This is a genomic window from Streptococcus downei MFe28 (genome assembly GCF_900459175.1).
GTDB classification, from domain to species: Bacteria; Bacillota; Bacilli; order Lactobacillales; family Streptococcaceae; genus Streptococcus; species Streptococcus downei.
On sequence record NZ_UHFA01000002.1, the window covers coordinates 1,329,630 to 1,349,020 of the forward strand.

At 40.4% G+C, this 19,391-nt stretch carries 22 protein-coding genes and 3 pseudogenes; 23 read left to right on the forward strand and 2 right to left on the reverse strand.

Features of this window, described 5'->3' with window-relative positions:
• The first annotated feature begins 117 nt into the window (after positions 1-117).
• From DYE66_RS06285 to DYE66_RS06310, 6 genes and pseudogenes are all read left to right on the forward strand, one after another.
• A pseudogene (locus DYE66_RS06285) lies at positions 118-1,054 on the forward strand (amidohydrolase family protein).
• Between the two features lie 116 nt (positions 1,055-1,170).
• Positions 1,171-1,698: a YbaK/EbsC family protein gene (locus DYE66_RS06290; protein WP_002997925.1), complete on the forward strand. Its 528-nt coding sequence runs from the start codon at positions 1,171-1,173 to the stop codon at positions 1,696-1,698.
• 693 nt (positions 1,699-2,391) lie between these two features.
• The gene (locus DYE66_RS06295; RefSeq protein ID WP_002998509.1) at positions 2,392-2,895 is read left to right on the forward strand and encodes a phosphatase PAP2 family protein; all 504 of its coding nucleotides are present in this window, start codon (positions 2,392-2,394) and stop codon (positions 2,893-2,895) included.
• A gap of 165 nt (positions 2,896-3,060) precedes the next feature.
• A pseudogene (locus tag DYE66_RS06300) lies at positions 3,061-4,587 on the forward strand (IS1182 family transposase).
• Positions 4,588-4,708: 121 nt separating this feature from the next.
• Positions 4,709-5,452, forward strand: a complete 744-nt coding sequence (locus tag DYE66_RS06305; protein ID WP_002998258.1) for a response regulator transcription factor — start codon at positions 4,709-4,711, stop codon at positions 5,450-5,452.
• A 2-nt stretch (positions 5,453-5,454) separates the two neighbouring features.
• Entirely contained in the window at positions 5,455-6,801 is a 1,347-nt protein-coding gene (locus tag DYE66_RS06310) for a sensor histidine kinase (protein WP_002998464.1), read from the forward strand.
• A gap of 117 nt (positions 6,802-6,918) precedes the next feature.
• Here the strand turns inward: DYE66_RS06310 and DYE66_RS06315 are convergent, their stop codons facing one another.
• A complete protein-coding gene (locus tag DYE66_RS06315; RefSeq protein WP_002997910.1) occupies positions 6,919-7,692 on the reverse strand; it encodes an HlyD family efflux transporter periplasmic adaptor subunit in 774 nt (257 codons plus the stop codon).
• Between the two features lie 12 nt (positions 7,693-7,704).
• The gene (locus DYE66_RS06320; protein ID WP_002998252.1) at positions 7,705-9,852 is read right to left on the reverse strand and encodes a peptide cleavage/export ABC transporter; all 2,148 of its coding nucleotides are present in this window, start codon (positions 9,850-9,852) and stop codon (positions 7,705-7,707) included.
• Positions 9,853-10,172: 320 nt separating this feature from the next.
• Between DYE66_RS06320 and DYE66_RS06325 the strand changes: the two genes are divergently transcribed.
• The 17 genes and pseudogenes from DYE66_RS06325 to DYE66_RS06405 all read left to right on the forward strand — a co-directional run bounded on the left by DYE66_RS06325 (position 10,173) and on the right by DYE66_RS06405 (position 19,385).
• A complete protein-coding gene (locus tag DYE66_RS06325) occupies positions 10,173-10,388 on the forward strand; it encodes a leucocin A/sakacin P family class II bacteriocin (protein ID WP_002997959.1) in 216 nt (71 codons plus the stop codon).
• 164 nt (positions 10,389-10,552) lie between these two features.
• The gene (locus DYE66_RS06330) at positions 10,553-10,852 is read left to right on the forward strand and encodes a bacteriocin immunity family protein (RefSeq protein ID WP_019787613.1); all 300 of its coding nucleotides are present in this window, start codon (positions 10,553-10,555) and stop codon (positions 10,850-10,852) included.
• A gap of 8 nt (positions 10,853-10,860) precedes the next feature.
• Entirely contained in the window at positions 10,861-10,956 is a 96-nt protein-coding gene (locus tag DYE66_RS06335) for a ComC/BlpC family leader-containing pheromone/bacteriocin (RefSeq protein ID WP_115325190.1), read from the forward strand.
• A gap of 515 nt (positions 10,957-11,471) precedes the next feature.
• Complete coding sequence (locus DYE66_RS06340) at positions 11,472-11,663, forward strand: Blp family class II bacteriocin (protein ID WP_002997724.1); 192 nt, start codon at positions 11,472-11,474, stop codon at positions 11,661-11,663.
• 27 nt (positions 11,664-11,690) lie between these two features.
• Complete coding sequence (locus DYE66_RS06345) at positions 11,691-11,891, forward strand: hypothetical protein (RefSeq protein ID WP_002998351.1); 201 nt, start codon at positions 11,691-11,693, stop codon at positions 11,889-11,891.
• Between the two features lie 262 nt (positions 11,892-12,153).
• Entirely contained in the window at positions 12,154-12,297 is a 144-nt protein-coding gene (locus tag DYE66_RS06350) for a ComC/BlpC family leader-containing pheromone/bacteriocin (RefSeq protein ID WP_002998052.1), read from the forward strand.
• Positions 12,298-12,328: 31 nt separating this feature from the next.
• On the forward strand, positions 12,329-12,739 hold the full coding sequence (locus tag DYE66_RS06355) for a hypothetical protein (protein ID WP_019787611.1): 411 nt from the start codon (positions 12,329-12,331) through the stop codon (positions 12,737-12,739).
• Positions 12,740-12,781: 42 nt separating this feature from the next.
• Complete coding sequence (locus tag DYE66_RS06360; RefSeq protein WP_002997743.1) at positions 12,782-13,804, forward strand: DUF6568 family protein; 1,023 nt, start codon at positions 12,782-12,784, stop codon at positions 13,802-13,804.
• A gap of 407 nt (positions 13,805-14,211) precedes the next feature.
• A complete protein-coding gene (locus DYE66_RS06365) occupies positions 14,212-14,391 on the forward strand; it encodes a class IIb bacteriocin, lactobin A/cerein 7B family (RefSeq protein ID WP_002998429.1) in 180 nt (59 codons plus the stop codon).
• A gap of 26 nt (positions 14,392-14,417) precedes the next feature.
• Positions 14,418-14,597, forward strand: a complete 180-nt coding sequence (locus DYE66_RS06370; protein ID WP_019768638.1) for a hypothetical protein — start codon at positions 14,418-14,420, stop codon at positions 14,595-14,597.
• Positions 14,598-14,634: 37 nt separating this feature from the next.
• On the forward strand, positions 14,635-15,012 hold the full coding sequence (locus tag DYE66_RS06375) for a hypothetical protein (protein WP_019768637.1): 378 nt from the start codon (positions 14,635-14,637) through the stop codon (positions 15,010-15,012).
• Positions 15,013-15,178: 166 nt separating this feature from the next.
• Positions 15,179-15,475 (forward strand): hypothetical protein, encoded by a 297-nt coding sequence (locus DYE66_RS06380; protein WP_019771639.1) that lies wholly within the window; start codon positions 15,179-15,181, stop codon positions 15,473-15,475.
• Between the two features lie 173 nt (positions 15,476-15,648).
• Positions 15,649-16,095, forward strand: a complete 447-nt coding sequence (locus tag DYE66_RS06385) for a hypothetical protein (protein WP_002998272.1) — start codon at positions 15,649-15,651, stop codon at positions 16,093-16,095.
• Positions 16,085-16,381 (forward strand): annotated as a pseudogene (locus DYE66_RS11185) (hypothetical protein); the annotation flags it as partial. The gene DYE66_RS06385 and the pseudogene DYE66_RS11185, both read left to right, overlap by 11 nt.
• Positions 16,382-16,638: 257 nt before the next feature.
• Positions 16,639-17,103: a hypothetical protein gene (locus tag DYE66_RS06395; protein WP_002997899.1), complete on the forward strand. Its 465-nt coding sequence runs from the start codon at positions 16,639-16,641 to the stop codon at positions 17,101-17,103.
• Positions 17,104-17,523: 420 nt separating this feature from the next.
• Positions 17,524-18,675: an efflux RND transporter periplasmic adaptor subunit gene (locus DYE66_RS06400; protein WP_002997956.1), complete on the forward strand. Its 1,152-nt coding sequence runs from the start codon at positions 17,524-17,526 to the stop codon at positions 18,673-18,675.
• A gap of 5 nt (positions 18,676-18,680) precedes the next feature.
• A complete protein-coding gene (locus DYE66_RS06405; RefSeq protein WP_002998295.1) occupies positions 18,681-19,385 on the forward strand; it encodes an ABC transporter ATP-binding protein in 705 nt (234 codons plus the stop codon).
• The last annotated feature ends 6 nt before the right edge of the window (positions 19,386-19,391 follow it).

Sequence of the window (19,391 nt, forward strand, 5' to 3'; positions counted from 1 at the left end):
TGCTTTATCGAAAGTTAGTGAGAGAGCTAAGCAACTGCCAGGGCAGTTGCCGTTAGTCATCAGTTACTTTAGTAACTAGATGACTTTGCTCTGTCGTATCTTATGAAGAAGATAGTTATGACTAAAATAGATGTCTTTGCCTATGTGCTCCTACCAGATTTTTATCGGAAGATGCTGGAAATTGACGGAGACCTGCCTAAGAAGATGCCCTTTATCAAGAACCCAGTCTTGATGAATATGGCGGAACGGCGACGGACCATGCCAGCCGACACCAAGCAAATCATCAGTTATGTCAACCCCAATCCTGAAGACTATCTGGAAGCAGAAGTGGCTGCTCAATTGGTCAGGGAAGCTAACGCCGAGCTGCTGTCGACAGTTAGGGAAAATTCGGATATTTTTGCTGGTGGGGTGGCCATGTTACCCATGAATAATATTCCAGAAGCTCTGGATATCATTGAAAATTTTGTGCAGGCCAATTCGGAGATTCTTGGCGTTCAGCTGTTCACTCGCCGCTTGGGCAAGTCTCTGGCTGACCAAGAGTTCCGTCCTATTTTTGAAGCTTTGGCTAAATTTGATCTGCCGGTCTGGCTTCATCCGGTCTTTGACAGTCGCAAGCCCGATAATAATATTATTTTCTCCTGGGAATACGAGCAGACTCAGGCCATGTTGCAATTGGTACAGGCCGGTTATTTCCAAGACTTTCCTGACCTGAAGGTTATTGTCCATCACGCAGTTGTCATGCCTCCTTACTTTGCTGGACGAATTGAGCGGATTTTACCAGCGGACTAGGCTGCTGATTTCAAAAAGTTCTATGTGGATACGGCTCTCTTGGGCAATACCAAGGCTTTAGAACTCTGTCTGGATTATTTTGGTCTGGACAAGGTCCTCTTTGGAACGGACGGCCCCTCTGGGAATTTTACCGGCAGGTGCGACTGAAGAAATCAACCAGGCTATTGAGGCCTTGCCAATCAGTCCGGTTGATAAGGCAGATATTTTTTCAAACAATACCAAGGCCTTGCTCAATTTAGCGACAGTCAGAAAATTGAGCCGATAATGGTCGCTTATCTGACTTAGTGAGAAGTTTAGGCAAGCCACCATAGTGGTTGCCGTAGGAAATAGAGCCATTTTCTGGCCTATTTTCTTAACTTATTGAAAGGTTAGGGATAGCAAATGAATTTAGAATTTCAACCTCTTGAAGGGCGTGAAGACTTAGTCGCTCCAGCTGTTGCTGAATTCGTGCAAAAGCAAGGACTGAGCCAGACTGTTAAAGTTGCCCGAATTAATCCTGATTTTGCCGATGGTGAGTTACTCAGTAAGGAATACGACATTCCCTACAAAATGGAAGTCAACTGCCTAGTCGTTGGAGGAAGTAGAGGAGAGGATAAAAAATACGCTGCCCTCTTAGTTCCCTATGGAAAGAGAGCCAAGACCAATGCGACCGTCAAGAGACCCTTAGATGCAAGCAAGATTCATTTTGCGGATTTAGAAGTTGTTTTGGAGATGACAGGCATGGAGTTTGGCAGCATCACGCCCCTTGGACTTCCCGATGATTGGAAAATCTTAGTTGATAGCAGCCTGCTTGAACAAGAGAAGCTTGTCATTGGCGGAGGACTAGTCACTTCTAAACTGCTCCTGCCAGCAGAGGTCTTAGTCTCTTTGGCTCAGGCGGAAGTGATAGAAGGCTTAGCAAAAGATTAATATTCTTGGGAAAGCAAAAGAATATAATGGACAAAGCGAGTCTACAATTGTTAATCTGGACTTGCTATGAGTCTGAGACAATAGTCGTTAGGTACTATATTTTGTATGCATAATAAATTTTGATGCGGTAGTCGATTGGTGACGGTGAGCTTGATGCTTCAACATTTAGTCCATCATATACCAGCGAAGCGACAGCATGCATCTGGCTAATAAAAGTAGCCGATGACTAGCTACAAGCACTGTTGTGCTTGTTTAGCCACACCTCAATTATTAGGGCAAAACTAGAAGGTCAATGGCTTTACCTCTGCTTCGTGTTAATTTTTAATGCAAAACAAGCCAATGAAGCGACGATAAAGTCCTTATCCCTGTTATACAACGGATTGGTCAATAGTCTGGGAGACTGTTGGAGAAAACTGAGTTAACTGTGCGAGGTAGGAGTAGCGTTTCAATTTCTGGAGTAGAGTGGCCTGAGCTCAAAAGTAGAGAAGTAAGGGGAGTCTGGCGGACTGGACAGCCTGCGACAGGGATCTTGCAAACACGATGATAGCCTGAAAGGAAACCTTAGTAAGGAAGGGCAGTAGTTTGCAAGATAGTGACTGCTGAAATTCCTCTAGTAAAGCCTTAAAACTCAGAAAGCAAGGGAAAATTGACGACTTTCACTCCCAATGAAATGAGAAAGGAGCAGCAACAAGCATGAAGGACTATGCTGAATTTTATGAGCGTTTAACGGCCCCCTTGCGACGGCATCCTTGGTCTATCCAACTTTTAAAAGTCACCAATGGTTTTTTGACCAAAATTATGGCTGTCTTATACCCCATGCTTTTACTTTACCTACTTTGGCAAAAGCGTTTTACGGACTTAGGACTGACTATCTTTATTACAGCCTGTGCCTTTTTAGCTCTCAGTGCCTTCAGGAGAAGGTTAGATTACCCTAGGCCCTATGAAAGCTGGTCGATTGCCCCCTTGATTTATAAGACAGCCAAGGGAACTTCCTTTCCAAGTCGCCATGTCTTTTCAGCCAGTATGATTAGTCTTAGTCTTTGGCAGGTTAGTCCGGTGCTGGCAGTCTTCTGCTTGGTCTTGTCGGTTTTATTAGGCTTCTGTCGGATTTTGGGAGGCATGCATTACCCTAAGGATGTCATTGTAGGCTATCTGCTTGGACTTTTGGCTGGCTCTTTTTTGTTAATCCTCCTCTGAAATGACCAGTTCACGACAAATTATGGCCATTTCATGACAAGAGGTTGGGACAAAACTATCCCTCAGCCAACGAAAAAGCAACGGTTTTGATACCGTTGCTTTTTGCTTGACATAGGTAGTCTTGATAAAATATCGTTGACAAAAAAATAATAGAAAGGCTACCTCATGTACAGTCACTATAACACAAATCAAACGACTCTGCCACTAGAATTAAGCGCATTCTTACCCCACAACCATCTCGTTTTTACGATTGAAAAGGTGGTCAATAAACTAGATGATAATGCCTTTCTAAACTTTTATCATGAGGTTGGGCGGCCTTCTTACCATCCCCAATTACTCCTAGCAGCCCTTTTATTTGCTTATTCTCAAGGGATCTTTTCCGGACGAAAGATAGAAAAAATGATGGTGGAAAATCTTGCCATGCAATACTTAACAGGTCAGCTGGTGATTTCTTATCGGACAATCAATCGTTTTCGTGTGGCTCCTGGGATGGAGGAGCTGATTCGTAATCTCTTTATTGACCTCAACCTTCAGTTGAAAATGGAGGAATTAGTGTCCTTAGAGTGTTTGTTTATTGACGGGACTAAGATTGAGGCTAACGCTAACAAGTACAGTTTTGTTTGGCGGAAGGCTGTTGATAAATTTTCTGCCAAACTTCAAGCGACTCTAAAAACCTATTTTCAAGAGGAAATTAATCCTTTGATTCAAGAGGCCATTGTCTTAGATGACCAAGAGCCTGTAACTTCTGAACAATTGACAGAGTTTTCTCAAATCCTTGAGGAAGAATTGAAATCAGTTAACCAAGCCATCGAAGAAAATCCTGTCAAAGGAAAGGATGAGCGTCAAACAAAGCGTCGGAAACTCAAGAAAGTCCTTCGAAAGGTAAGGGATGATTTTTCAGCCCGTGCACAAAAGTATGAGACCTATCAAGCCACTTTCACTGGTCGCAATAGTTTTTCAAAGACAGATACAGACGCCACTTTTATGCGGATGAAAGACGACCACATGAGAAATGGTCAACTGAAGGCTGGCTACAATCTCCAAATCGCTACTGAGAATCAATTTGTTCTCCACTATGATATCTTCCCAAATCCGACAGACACCAAGACCCTCTTACCATTTTTAGACTCCTATCCCCATGACGCCAAGACTATTGTCGCAGATGCTGGTTATGGTAGTGAAGAGAACCTACTAACTCTTGACCAAGAGGAAATTAATCACTTGATTAAGTATGGTCGGTTTGATAAGGAACAAAAGAGAACCTACAGAAAGTCTGACAAGAATCTAGCCAATTGGCACTATAATGAAAAAGAGGATAGCTACACCCATCCAGAGGGCTGGAAATAGGTGTTTCATCATCTCAAACACCAGAAAACGCAAACAGGTTTTGAACAAGAGATTAAGGTCTACCAGGCTGAGGAGCCTGAATTAGCTCCTCAAAAGGGGCTTTACATCAATGAACGGTACCAATACTTAAAGCAAAAAGAAGTTCAAGCGCTTTTATCTCCTGAGGGCAGTCAAGTTTTCGCACAACGCAAGGTTGATGTGGAGCCTGTCTTTGGGCAGATAAAGGCTTGTTTGGGTTACAAAAGGTGTCATCTGCGGGGGAAACGACAGGTCAAGATTGACATGGGATTGGCCCTTATGGCCAATAATCTCATCAAATATAACAGGAGAAGCAACCGAACCTAAAAAATAGAGGGTCACCAACAAGTGATCCTCTGTTTTTATGGGGGCAAATGGGTTTTGTCCCAGACTCTTTTTTGTATAATGATTTAAATTAGGGTTTTTGACGAAAAAAGGAGAGTTATCTTTGTTATATATCTATGCCTTAGAAGACGATTTTAAACAGCAAGCTAGGATTGAAAGTGCTATTCAGGCAATTGCGACAGCAGAAACTATGGACTACGAGCTCTCGGTTTCTGGAAGGGCTGATCAATTGATGGAAAGCCTAGAAGGCAAGGGTAGCCAGTACGTTTTCTTTCTTGATATTGATTTGAACGGTCAGAAGCAGAAAGGGTTTGAGGTTGCCAGAGAAATCCGAGCTAGGGATGCTCAGGCGCTGATTGTTTTTGTAACCCACTATTCCAATTTCATGCCTCTAACCTTCCAGTATCAGGTTTCTGCTCTGGATTTCATTGATAAGGAATTGCCAGAAGAAGAATTCAGGCAGAGATTGGCTAATATTTTACGGCATGCTCAGGATAATCTTGGCAAGAATCTAGCTGAGGATTCCTTTCTCTTTGAAAATGAGGAGTTTCGTATTCAGATGCCCTACAATGAAATTTATTTTATTGAGGCATCCTCCAGTCCCCACAAAATCATTTTGCATGGGCGCAAGGATTATATGGAATTTTACGGTACCCTAGCAGAGGTTGATAAAGCAACAGATCGCTTTATCCGGGTCCATCGATCAATCAGTCTTAATCCAGCTAATGTGGCTAAGGTTGATAAGAGCCAACGTCTGGCTTACTTTCCAAATGGTGAAACTTGCATTATCGCCAAAACCAAGATGCGCCCCTTAGCCAATGCTTTGAAGAAATTACATAGGAGGTAATCATGCTTTCTTTAGTCTATCTAAATCGGACCTTCCAGATGCTGCTCTGGTCCTTTGTTGAGTTATTCATTATTAGACGCTCACTGAAAATTCGCATACCTTGGGCCTATCAACTGGCCTTTCTAGTCGTCAGCAGTTTACCCTACCTCTGGCTGACCGAGTTCTTTTACGCTAATCAGTTCTTTGAATTCGCTCTAATTTGTTTACTGATTTTTAAATTCAGTAAAAAGGTGACAAACACTTGGTTAAAACTCTTCTTTGCCTTCTATGTCAAATTAGGAGTTGATATCATAGCTAGGTTTACACTTTTTGTAATTGTCGTCCCTTTGTTTCCGCATTTTGCGGTACAAAAACTACCAATTGTTTCTATAATTTTGCAGGTTTTGCTGACCCTTTTTGGAAATGAAGTCATTATTCGCTATTTCAAAATGGATTTTCTGAGGATAAATGAAGTCGTAGAGGATAAAAGTATTCAATCGGTTATCCTATTCCATAACATCTTTTTCTTGGCATATTTTCTAGTTCTCTGGTTGACTTATGTTCTCGTCACTCCTTTTGGTTTGATTAATGCAACAGAGGCAGCAAACTTCCGGATTAATACTAGTACGCTGTTTATGTTGGTCTTTTTATCCTTCATTTCGATGCTAAATTTTAAAGTTGCGACAATCTATGAGGAACGCTTAGTCTCTCAAAAAGAAAGTGAGCTCAAAAATATCACTGATTATAGCCACCAGATTGAAAATCTCTACGCTAAGATTCGCTCCTTCCGGCATGACTATAGTAATATCCTAACCAGCCTCCGCTATAGTGCTGACCATGATGACTTGGCTAGTGTTCGTCAGACTCTGGATGAGATTACTCGGGAATCCGACCAAATTCTGGGTACCAAGGAATTCGAGATTGCTAATCTGGCTAATCTTAAAGACGATGCTTTGAAGAGTATTTTTTCGTCCAAATTATCCAAGGCTATTGACTTGGGACTGGATATCAAAGTGGAAATTCTCAACCCCATTGGACTTCCCGTCAGTTTCTCCAGTCTAGACTTTATTCGGCTGGTTTCCAATCTCTTGGACAATGCTATCGAGGCGGCCAATGAATCCGAGGATGAGCAACTCTTGATTTCCTATTTTAAACATGACGATACCTATGTTTTTATTCTGGCCAATAGCACCAAAGAAAAAACTGACAATATCGCTCAGCTCTTCCAAACGGGCGTCTCTTCCAAGGGTAAAGACAGGGGCGTGGGTCTGGCTATCGTCAAGAAAATCCTCTCAACTTATCCCAATGTTAGACTCAACACTAGCAACCAGAACGGCCTCTTTACTCAACATTTGGAGGTGCAGGAATGAGACATCTCTTTCCCAATAAGAGTCAAAAGTAGGAACTTGCCTCCTTTTAATTTCAAAGAGTAGTAAAAGACTAAAAGCTCCCAAATCTGCTGGATCTGGGAGCTTTTATGTCTCTTCTTAGTTGAATGAGGCTAGGAGCTTTTCCTTATAGTAATCAAAGTAGGTCTTCCTAGCAACAATACTAGTCACCTTGCCCTGGAGGCCGAATTTGAGATATTTTTTCTCTTGCTTTTCGAGGTCTATTCTAGCCCTTACTTTAAAGACATTGCCTTCTTTTGTCGTTGTTGCTGTTTTATCAATTGCAATCACTTTTCCCTTGAGAAGGAGATTTTTATTATTATCGCCTTTTAAGCTAACTCTAGCCAACTGTCCAGTCTTAATACTAGCAATATAGTTTGAGTTGACATAGTAAGTGAGATTGATAGCTTTCTCCTTTTGAAGATTAGGATAAATTTCCCCGATAGTCGTGCCGTTTGGAATAGCTTTTTGACCGCTATAATCTTTTTCTAAATGTAGGATGCCGTCTTGTGTCGCCTTGACTTCTGGAGCTTTTTCCTCTTGAATAGCCTGGCCAGTTTCTTCAAGGTAGAGCTGGGTTTGGCTATCTAATTTTGTTTTTTCGTATTTGAGTAAGGTGTCGCCTTTTTTGACGGTTTTATTGTTTCGTAAATTATTGGTTGTGATAGCATTATCACTGATAGATTGGATAGAAGTAACATTTGAAGCTGGTGTCAACTCACCCGTGCTGGTAACGACAATTTCTTTGGTCGCATACATCGAAAAGACAATAAGACAAATCACCAGTAAAGCTATTGGGATAACCGACAAGGTCGCAAAATTTTGGTAGCGCCTGCGGTAAAATTCAGAACTGCTCAGTAATTTTTTATCCATGGTAACCTCCGCTTATTTATTAAAAAGTTGATAGTAGAAGCCTTGCTTTTTAAGCAAATCCTGATGGGAACCTGTTTCAATAATTCTTCCCTGGTCAAGAACAACAATTTTGTCAGTCCGCTCAGAAATGCTGAGTCGGTGGGCCACAAAAATAATGGTTTTCTCGGTCATCTTCATCAGGTTGTCAATGACCTTTTTTTCTGTTAAGACATCTAGCCCGCTAGTCGCTTCGTCTAAGACCATAATCGGTGACTTTGTCAGGAGGGCACGTGCCAGAGCTATCCTTTGTTTTTGACCACCTGAGAGTCCCGCCCCATCGGATAGCTCAGTTTGATAACCCAGTGGCATTTGCTCGATATCTCTTCTGATTTCAGTCATCTCACAGGCTTTCATGATGTCCTCTTGACTGACAGACTCGTCGGCACCTAAAGTCAAATTTTCTAAGATGCTTCCGGAAAAGACATAAGGTTGCTGAGGTAGGTAGTTGATATATTTGCGAAGAAGCCTTTTATCCAAAAGGTTGGTATTTAGGCTCTTAATAGTGATTTCTCCCTTGTAGGGTTGGAAAAAGTTGACAATCAGTTTAGCCAGCGTCGTTTTCCCAGAGCCACTGATACCGACCAAGCTGATTTTCGAACCTTTGGCAATTTTAAGGTTAATGTCGGTCAGGGTATCTCGACCGAACCCGTATTTGTAGGAGACATCAGAAAAGACAATATCTCCAGACAGAGCCTCCTGATTAACTTTCGTAGTTTTCTGGTCGAATTCCGAGGAAACAAGGTAAACTTCATTGAGCCGATTATTGGCTACTTTGGCCGATTGCAGCTTGGTTTGTAAGTTGATGATGTTTTCCAGCGGATTGGTAAAGTAGGTTAAGAGAGAATTATAGGCAACGAGTTGACCAATGGAGATCTTATTGACCATAACCAGTGTTGAGCCAAACCAGAGGATGGCGACATTTAAAATCAGCTGGGCTCCCTTTTTAAGGGAAGTTTGTAAAATTTCGTACTTGTGGCGTTTAAAGGACTTATCTAGATAATCAACAAACTCATTATCAACATTGCGGTAGCGAGTATCCTCACTAGTCAGCGACTTGATGGTTTCCATCCCGTTGATATCTTCAATGATAGCAGAGCTAACCATACTGTTGGCTTCCATGACATCTTGGTTCATTTTTTCAAAGGGTTTCATAAAGGCAAGGATGATAATTGTGTAGATTGGGATAGACAGCAAAGTTAGGAGGAAGAGATTGGCGTTTTGCAGAAGCAAGACAGCCCCGATAATGATTAAGATGAAGCAATCCAAGAAAATCGAGAGAATGGTTGAAGCCAGGGCATCAATGATGGAATTGGCATCCGAAAAACGAGAGGTAATTTCTCCTGTCCGCCTAGTCGCAAAAAAAGACATGGGCAAGGAAAAGATATGACGGATGTAGGATAGTATGACATCGATTGTCAGTCTTTGACTGAGGACCGTTAGGAGATAGTCCCGTGAAAAGGTCATAATTTGCTGGATAATATAGGTAATGACCAGTCCGACCGAGACCATGGTCAAGGTTGAAATCATTTGGTTAGGAATATAACTATCTAGAATCCCCTGTAAATAGTAGGAACCCAAGATATCAATCAGGGTCACTAAAAGACTGGCCAAACTGATCTGGAAGATAAGCCCCTTTTGCTTGAGAATGATTGGGACAAAGCTTAATAGACCATTTTTCTTATCCTTATGGGGTTTGTAGGCTGGTTCTGGAGCCAAGAAAATAGAAATACCATCCCATTCTTTTTCAAACCTTTCTTTACTCATCTTGGTTACCTTGACACTTGGGTCAGGGTCGCCGATAATCAGATGATTTTTCTTGGCCTTGTAAACCACATAGTAGTGCTGGAGCTTTCCTTCCTTGTTAACATGAGCGATAAAGGGATAGGGAATCTCCTCTTCTTCAAAAAGGCTCATATCAGCTCGGACAGCCCGAGTCTCAAAGCCCATAGCCTTGGCAGCTTCTACGATACCTAAGGCCGTTGTCCCTTCCTTATCGGTTTTGGCCAGTTCACGCAAATGCGCTAAAGAATAGTTGGCTCCGTAGTGGCGAGCGATAGAAGCGAGAGCTGCCACCCCACAATCCCTGGCATCAATTTGGGGAACAAATTTGTAGAAAGACATAAAAACTCCTTTAAAGACTTAATCAGAGCCATTATGCCACAAAAAAGGACTCAAATTTCATCCAAGTCATGAAAGGGCCTATTTTAGTCGTGAATGGAAAATCAAAGTTATGACTCATTTGAAGCAATGTCTGTTCACGACATATTTTGGCCCTTTCACGACATAAACGTGCACAACTGAAATTTTTTGGTATTCTATTATTGTCCTCGCGAGAGACATGAAAAAGTTTGCAGGAACTGATCAGCCAGCAAACTTTCCGTCAACTAAATCCATAGAAGTTTTTAACTTCTTTTTACAAGAAACGGAGGAATTATATTATTATGAAAACTCAAGCCATTGAAAGATTTGAAGTTATGAATAGTGAAGTGTTGTCCACTGTTGAAGGTGGGAGAACAATTTATTATGGTAATGGAGTATACTGTAATAAGACATGTTGGGTTGATTGGGGACAAACAATTAATTCAATTGCAACTAATTCTGCTATGAATTGGGCAACTCAAGGTAATGCGGGTTGGCATTCTGGTGGTGTTGCTTAGTTAGTTTAGAGATGTTATTCCACTAACTTTAATTAAAAAGATGAAGTTTTTGGAAAAATTGAGCTGAGCATTTTTTGTCCAGCTCTTTGTTTTCTTGTTGCTTGATTTCAAAACATTCTTAAATCAAATGAAAGAATGTTTTTGTTAAAGTAGAAAGGGTTTTTATGTCCAAATTAAAGTGGTTTTCTGGTAGCAAAGAAAGACGGGATAATGCATTGGATTTACTTGAGTCTATAATTATAGAAATACGAGAGATAGAAGGCAGTGAATCTTTACAAGAATTTTTATTGACTTATAAGGATGAGCTTGAGAAACAAAAGGCACCAATTCCAACTATTCTTAGCCGTTTTAACGTAGAGCTGTCTGGAGTACTTAGGGATAGCAATATTATTCTAACTGATAGGGTGAAGGAAGCACTAAACTCTATCAGAAAGTTGTCCTATATAAGATATGGTTATTATTAAAGGCCCCTATAGAATTTAATTTTGATAAATACGAAAAATTGACAACAAAAAATTTATCAATCATTATTGGCGGTAACTGGTGGCAAGCATTTCTTAATGCTTAGTTCGAATCCAGCAAACCGATTGGTTGGAATTGGTATCAAAAAAAGTAACTTAATTATAGTTACAAGAAAAACGAAAGAAAAAGTTATTTATGAATCGTTACAAATCATTCTTACTATTCTCAGCAGCAGCCCGGAACCAGCGTCCCCCCTCATTTCTAGCATCAATCTGAGGCACAAATTTGTAAAAATTCATAAAAACTCCTTTAAAAGCATAATCAAAGTCATTATGCCATAAAAAGGAAGCAAAATTTCATCAAAGTCGTGAACGGTCGTTATTCTGTCGTGAATGGAAGGCGCTATTTATCACTAGTTTAAGGAAATGACCGTTCACGACATATTTTGTCCCTTTCACGACATAAACGTGCACAACCGAAATTTTTGGGTATCCTATAAATGAGCTTGCAAGTGGCAAAAACGAAAGTTAGCTGGAACTGATCAGCCAGCAAAATTTCCGTCAACTAAATCCAATCCATAGAAGTTTTTAACTTCTTTTTACAAGAAAGGGAGGTATTATTATGAAAGTTCAAGCGATTGAAAGATTTGACGTTATGGATACTGAAGCTTTATCTACCGTTGAAGGTGGTCAAGCATCGTTGGGATGTGTTCTAGGAACTGCAGGCATGGCTGGTGCTGGCTTTGTATTTGGCGGTGGTCCTGCTGGTGCAGCAGTTTTGGGGGGTGCAACAGCTTTAAGACTGTGTAGGTAATAAAAATAGTAGAAAAGGTGATTAATTATGAAAAATAAAGTGTTAAATGATTTAAAATCATTGGATAATATTACTTTGGAAAACATTTACGGAGGCAAAATTAATCCTGTTTGTGCGGTAGCTGTCGCTGGTTCAATTTACACAGCTACTGCATTTGCTTCAGGAGGTGCAGGTGTGCCTCTAGTTATTGGTGCAGGTGCTGCTGCAGCTGCCGGATTTTGTGGATAAATGTTAAAGAAATTAATGAAAGTAATACTAATAATGTCACTATTTGGTATAAATGCTTTGATTTCTTCTCGAAGTATTTATAGATTAGTATTAATTTCAATTTTTCTTCTTATGATTATTATTCCAATTTTACGAGAAAAATAATTACTTTATTATTAGACGGGAACCAGTGGGTTCTCGTTTTTGTACAATTGCGCTTTACGAAATTTTGTGTGTAATTTTTGAAGCAGAAAATCTGGTTAACTATAAAGGAACTTTATATATGAAATTCAATTTTACCAATTATGAAAATTTATCTACGAAGGAATTATCATTCATCCAAGGTGGTGGCTGGCGACAGGAGCTTCTTAATTTTCTAATTGAGACCAGTATGCCAATTGGTTGGAATTGGCATCAAAAAAAGTAAATCAAATATAAATACAAGTAAAGGTGATAGTATGAAACCATCAGAACTTAGCTCAAAAGCTCTTCGATTTATAAGACTTGGATGTGTTCTACTAGCGTTTATTGTTGTTAATTTTGTTTTTTACTTAATTGATAACAAGGGCCCAGTATGGTTGAGTGTTAGTCTGGGAATTTTAGCCTTAGGTTCTTTCTCTTTAGCTTACATCTCTTATAAGGAATTAAAGGAACGTCCAGTCGAGGAACAACAGTTTAGTCCTACTCAGACGATTGTTACCTTAGTAATAATAGGTTTTCTTGCCCTACTTATTTTTGTTTATAAGGTAATCACAGCGCCAGATACGACAGAACGTGTTGCTTTAGTGATTGTTAGTGTTCTACCAGTTTTGACGCTAATTTGGAACCTCTTGTATTTGACTAAACTGCTTAAAAAAGATAAAAGTTAGTTAGAGTAAATATTTTTAATTATGTGAAAGGAAAAGTTATTCATGAATCGTTATAAATCATTTCTATTATTTTCAGCAACTGCCCTGCTCCTAGTTGGTGGTGCGGTTTCAGCTGATGAAGTCAGTCAAATCTCTACCCAAGAGCAACCAGCTGCAGTAGTGTCCCAAGCTGATAGTCAAGCAAATCAACCAGCTGTAACCAATCAAGAGGGCAGTCAGACTGAATCTAATCAAACAGGACAGTCTCAAACAACTTCCCAAGAGACTGCCCAGGTACAAGAAACTACAGCTAAACAAGAAGAAGCACCTGATTCTAACAATCAAGTGGCCTCCACTCAAACTACCCAAGAAGTAGCTAACCAGAACCAACAGGCTAGGGAATCTGAGACTGAAACTAATGCGGTAACCAAGAATGACAGTCAAGAGGGTCAATACAACCCTGACATCTCAACAGAGGAATATGAAGCGAACGTTGCGGATTTCAAGCAGGTGACTATGGCAGATGTCTACCATATGTTTGATGACCAAGATGGCAGCTATACCCTCTACCTTGGCCGTCCAACCTGCATTTACTGTCGTAAGTTTTCCCCAGTTATCAAGGACTTTAATACCCTTTCAGGTGGTCAAGTCTATTATTACAATACGGATAGTGCCGATTTCAGTACTGTAGCTAAAGAGTTTTTGAGAACAAAAATTGGAGCTTTCGGTACACCGACAGTTCTCCATTTGGAAAAAGGTCAGATTGTTTCTGGTCAGCTAGGCAGTGGTGGTACCGCACAAGAATTGTATGATAAGGTTTTTAAACCAGAAAATACTAAAACCAATGCTTCTGAGGAAACTACAACAGGCCAAGAAACCCAAACAGTTGGTGAAAATCCAACTGAACCAGCTGGAAATACTAATGATAGTAAGCCATCAGCTGACATAAAAGGAACGACTGACCAAAGTCAGACAAAGGCAGAAGCGACCCCTCAAACAGAAAAACTAGACACCAATACATTGACCAAGGTTATCAATAAGCTTGCATCCCTTATCAATGCTCTTTTAGCAAAGTTAGGAATTTAAGTTCAATCACCCGAAAAGATGTTCGTCATGGACATCTTTTTTAGCATCAGGATAAAATTTTGGGCCATCAAAGTAGCTAATTTTATACTCTTCGAAAATCAAAACTATCCGTCGTTAACTCACTTTGCCGTACTTCAGTACTGCCTGCAGTTCGTTGCCTTGGCCAATTTTGATTTTCATTGAGTATTACTATGAACTATTATCACTAATTTAAGGCAATGACCGTTCACGACAAATTTTGAACCGTTCACGACATAAACATGCATAAACGAAAATTTTTGGTATCCTATAAGTGTCCTCATGAGAGACCAGAGAAAGTCCACAGGAAGTGATCAGCCAGTGAACTCTCAGAAAATCAAAACATTAGAAGTTGCAAACTTCTCTTTACAGAAAATGGAGGTATTATTATGAAAACTCAAGCGATTGAAAAATTTTATGTTGTTAATGATAAACAATTAGAGACTATAAACGGAGGTGTGGTAGGTACTATTATTGCTGCCGGTGGGGCAGTGATGGCAGGTTTTCAGTTTGCTCATTGGCTAGGACAGATGCAGGCAGAGTCTGATTACAATCGTACCCATCGCTGATTACTAATGATTAGGAGAGTAGAACTATGATTAATATTGACAAATTTGACCAATTAAATGCTAACGATCTTTCAAACTGTATAGGTGGTTACTGTGGACGATATGGATTGATTGCGTACGGTCTAGGTGGCGCTTTAACCGGCTCCTTTTATTGTACCGGTTACGAGAATCACTATAGAGAAATGCAGAGAAATTATGGATATTAATGGTTAGGATAAACTAGTAAAGAAAGAGGGTCTACTAATGAAAATAAGGAAAAGGTTAATAGTGTCGGTTATTATTGTATCTTTAATCATGATGATGCTTGATAGCTTACTGCTTATTCCAAAAATCATTTTGAATCTTAGCAAAGGGAGTTGGAGCCAACTGGCTTTAACAAGTTTAATCTTCTTTCTTTTCATTCTAACGATTGTCCTTCTCATTCGCTCTTATCTTCAACTGAATAAAGGTAAAAAGGTGACATCTACGGCTTTTGCTTTGGGGTTTCTGGCCTTAACTACCGTTACATTTATTGATGAGGTTTTGAATTATGAAACTTTACCGATAGGATTCGCTTATGTTCAAATTATTGTATTACTAATCTTTTTTGCCTCTATTGAAGACGGAAAGAAACTGTGGTAGGAATAGCTTGAAAGGAGAGTGTCATCCCAATTGTAAATTGTGGGAGGAGGGGGGAGGAGTTTAGTAAGGATGGACTTCACCTTCCCTCTTTATTTTTAGGCTGGGATAGATGGCTGGATCTATTTGAATACTCGAATTTCAACGATTAGAAAATGATAATGAATTGATGTCACATTTAAAATGGTTTTCCGGTAGTAAAGAAAGACGAACTCTTGCTCTAGAAATATTTGATACTCTGATAGCAGAAGTGGCTAAAATGCCAGATAGTCAGGAGCTTCAAAGGCTATGCATGTCTTATCGACATGAATTGGATCAGTGGAGCACGCCCATTCCAGCTATCCTCCTGCGTTTCAATCTGGAACTTTCAAAGCTGTTGCGAGAAAACCAGTTAGAATTACCTCTTAAGGTCCAAGAGGAATTAGCTGAACTCAGAAAACTGTCATATATTCGATATGGTCATTAGCTTCTTTAAAAATAAAAACAGGAAAGGAGATAAAAGGTCTTAGCCGAGCCAGTCTTTTATCTCCTTTTTTTGTCGAAAAATGACCGTTCACTATATAGATGGAAAAAAGTCTTAAACTTATGTTATAGTAAGGGCGGGAAGTTCTTCAAAAATTTCAATACCGAGGAGGTTTTATGACACCAAGAAATTCTAGGCAGTACCGTCTTAGTATGTTCATCTCCAATAGTCTATTTTTATTGGCCCTACTTTTCTACGGAGCCTCTCAAATCTTTTATTTTTATAGCTATTACAGGAAGCTGAGTCCGGGAACCTTTTTGCATACTGGTCAATCCCTAGTCATTACTGGCCTCTTTCTGACCATGTTTCTGCTGACTCTTGTCGCGCTGCTTAGTCAGGTTAGAAATATGCTATTGAGACTCAGATTCAAAAGACAAAGTCTATGGCCGGGCATTCTCTTAAGCACCAATTGGGTCATTTGGTTTTTCCTAGTAGTAATTTACGGCAAGTTTTTAGGGCTGACTATCAGCAGTATCTTCATGGAGTCTCTGATTGTAGCCATAACTTGGAGTTTTATCCTTGGTCAGAATCAACGATTGGGAGTGGTTAGTGATAAATCATAACTACCTTACTGGTCAAAGAGTTCCCTATCATGCTTATATCTTAGCCTGGCCCTTCCTTAGTTTGCTTGGATTGGAAGTCATTTGGTCCGTGCTAAGAATTAGCCACTACCTTTATATTATAGCCAGTCGGCCAACCATTGATTATCACTCGATAGCTGGTTCTGGGCTGGTTCTTAGCCTCTTGGTTCTTACAGGGCTGATTGCTATGATTTGTATACCTTTAGCTTTGGCTAATCTCAAAAGTTATCGGAAAGGGCAAAGAATGGCGCTATTAGCTTTTCTTTTATGATTAATCATCAGGGCACCTCTAAATACTCAATAAAATTGCGATTTTGTCGTTACAATTGTTGCTAAATCTTAAAAGTTTGGGGTTTTTAGAGGTGCCCATCAGTATTTTTGGAGGTCTTCATAGACCAGAACTAGCCAGCTGACTGGGGAAGTATTGGTTCAGCTTGGGCCATTATTTGTTTAGCTAGTGCACTTTGCTTTCATATTAGTGCTAGAAACTATCACAAAAATTTGGAAATCTGAAAGGAGTAGTCTATGATTTCTATTGAAAAACTCGAATCTAATCTTAAATCCCTCAACATGACTCTTTTTATCTGGAAGCTCTTGAGTCTGGCTTCTAATGTTTTGTCAATCGTCGGCTACTACATGAATATAGCCATCCTCAAGCATCCTAAGGCCTATGAAAAATCAGGCGTCACTAAAGAACAAATCGAGCTTCTCCGCCGGACTATGACTCCTTGGTTCTTGGTTACTATTCTGCTAGCTTTAGTCTTCAATGCTATTCTGGTTTATTTGCTTTTTAGGAATCATCGGGCTGTCAAGAATAAGGACTATATTAGTTACTGGCCTTACTATTTGAGCCTGGCTTTCATCATTTTGCCAATCATCAATCAAGTATTGTCTGGCTTTAGTTGGTTTAGCACAGTCCTTTATTTAGTCCAAGTGGTTCTTATCGTCTTTACCTACCTCAAAGCTAAACAGCTTAACGAGGTTGGTTAATAGCAAAAGGAGAGGCAAGGGCCTCTTTTTTGTATGCAGAAGGTCTGATGAGAGGTATTTATAGCGAAGATTCCCTCAAAAATGCCGGTTGACGACTTTATTTGGCCCTTTCACGACTTTACTGGTAATTAGACTAGAATTTTAGGTATACTAAAAGAGGGGTTGGATTATATAATCTCTAGCTTATCTTCTTTATGATTACTAATACAATTAAGGTTTGATAATCAAATTTTTTAAATCCTATTTTATTGTATTTAATACCGATTACATATTGACTTTTTTAAGTTTATAATTTAAACTATACTATGAAAGTAATACAATTGAAAAACTTACAAATTTGTAAGTGAATCAACTTGGATTATTGGTAAACTAAAAGGGTAAGTTGGGCTGTTCCATCAGCCTTAGAAAAGGAGTAAGAAGATGACACGTACACGCAAGAAGAAGGCCATGTCTAAAAGGAAGAAGTGGTCTCTGATTGGAATTTCAGTTTTTGCTGCCCTAGTACTTGCTTTTTTGATTGTCAAAGCCTTTATGGGGGCTGGTGGTTCCGGAAACCTCTATAAGACTGCTAAGGCAAACAAGGGCAACCTAGCTTCCTCAACCATTTTGTCTGGGAAGGTTAAGTCGGTATCTGAGCAGTATGTTTATTATGAGCCAAACAAGGGAAGTACCCCTAATATTCAAGTCCATGTAGGGGATCAGGTTTCTGCTGGTCAAGCCTTGGTTCAGTATGATGCAACTTCTGCTCAGGCTGATTACGATAGTGCTGTTCGTGCCCTCAACAAGGCAGCATCTGATATTCAAAATTTTAAGACAGCCAACGCTTTGATTGCAGGGACAACTGAATATAATAGCCAGTTGCAGTCTCTTAATGATGCCTATGCGGATGCACAGGGCGTGGTAACAAAGGCTCAATTGGCCCTCAATTCGACCACAGTTCTCAGTGATGTTTCTGGGACGGTAGTGGAAGTAGCTGACAGTGTCAACCCTTCTAGTCAGACCAGCCAGACCTTAGTTCATGTAGCTAGTGAAGGTCAGCTGCAAATTCAGGGGACTCTGACCGAATATGATTTGGCTAATGTCAAGGTTGGTCAAGAAGTTACCATCAAATCCAAGGTTTACCCTGATAAGGAATGGACCGGTAAGATTAGCTATATTTCCAACTATCCTAATGAAAAAAATGATGCTAGCAGTGGAGGCAGTCAGTCCAGTTCTTCATCTTCCTCTTCATCTGGTTCTACCTATAACTACAAGGTAGATATTACCAGCGATATTGGCGACCTCAAGCAAGGTTTCTCAACCTCTATCGAAGTCAAGAGCGATACGGAAAGTATCCTGGTGCCAGTTAAGGCGGTGACGACTAGCGGAGATCGATCTTATGTCTGGGTTTACGATAGTAAGACTGGTAGAATTTCCAAGACACAAGTTACCCTAGGGAATGCTGATGCTAAGAAACAGCAAATCGTTGCCGGTCTTGATGAAGGTAAAACCGTTATCGCTAACCCAAGCAAGAACTTTAAAGATGGGCAAAAGTTGTCAAAATCAGAAATGGCAGCATCTGATAAGGGGTGAGGGCTATGGCTGAAAATATTTTAATGGAGCTAAGCGGTATTACCAAATCCTACCAGAATGGTGAGCAGGAGCTCCAGGTCCTTAAAGGTATCGATCTGACTGTCAAAGAAGGGGAGTTCCTTGCCATTATGGGGCCTTCAGGTTCAGGAAAATCAACCCTCATGAATATCATTGGGCTCTTGGACAAACCAACTTCTGGCCAGTACACTTTAGCCGGTCAGGCGGTTGAACGTTTGACGCCCAAGGAGCAGGCCCGTGTCCGTAATGAGGAGCTAGGCTTTGTCTTTCAGCAGTTCTTTCTCCTCTCCAAGCTCAATGCCCAGGATAATGTTGAATTACCTCTGATTTATGCAGGGATCGGTGGCTCCCAGAGGCGTAAACTGGCCCAGCAGTATCTGGAAAGAGTTGAATTGTCAGACCGCAGCAAACATTTGCCGTCTGAACTGTCCGGTGGACAAAAGCAGCGGGTGGCTATTGCGCGTGCCTTGGTTAACAATCCTTCAATTATCTTGGCGGATGAACCGACAGGTGCCTTGGATACCAAGACCAGTAATCAGATTTTGGAACTCTTGACCCAGCTCAATGAGGAAGGTAAGACCATCATCATGGTTACTCACGAGCCTGAAATTGCTGACTACGCCAAGCGAAAGATTGTTATCCGTGATGGCGAGATTACCCAAGACACGACCGAAAGTGTTCGGATTGACTAGGGGGAG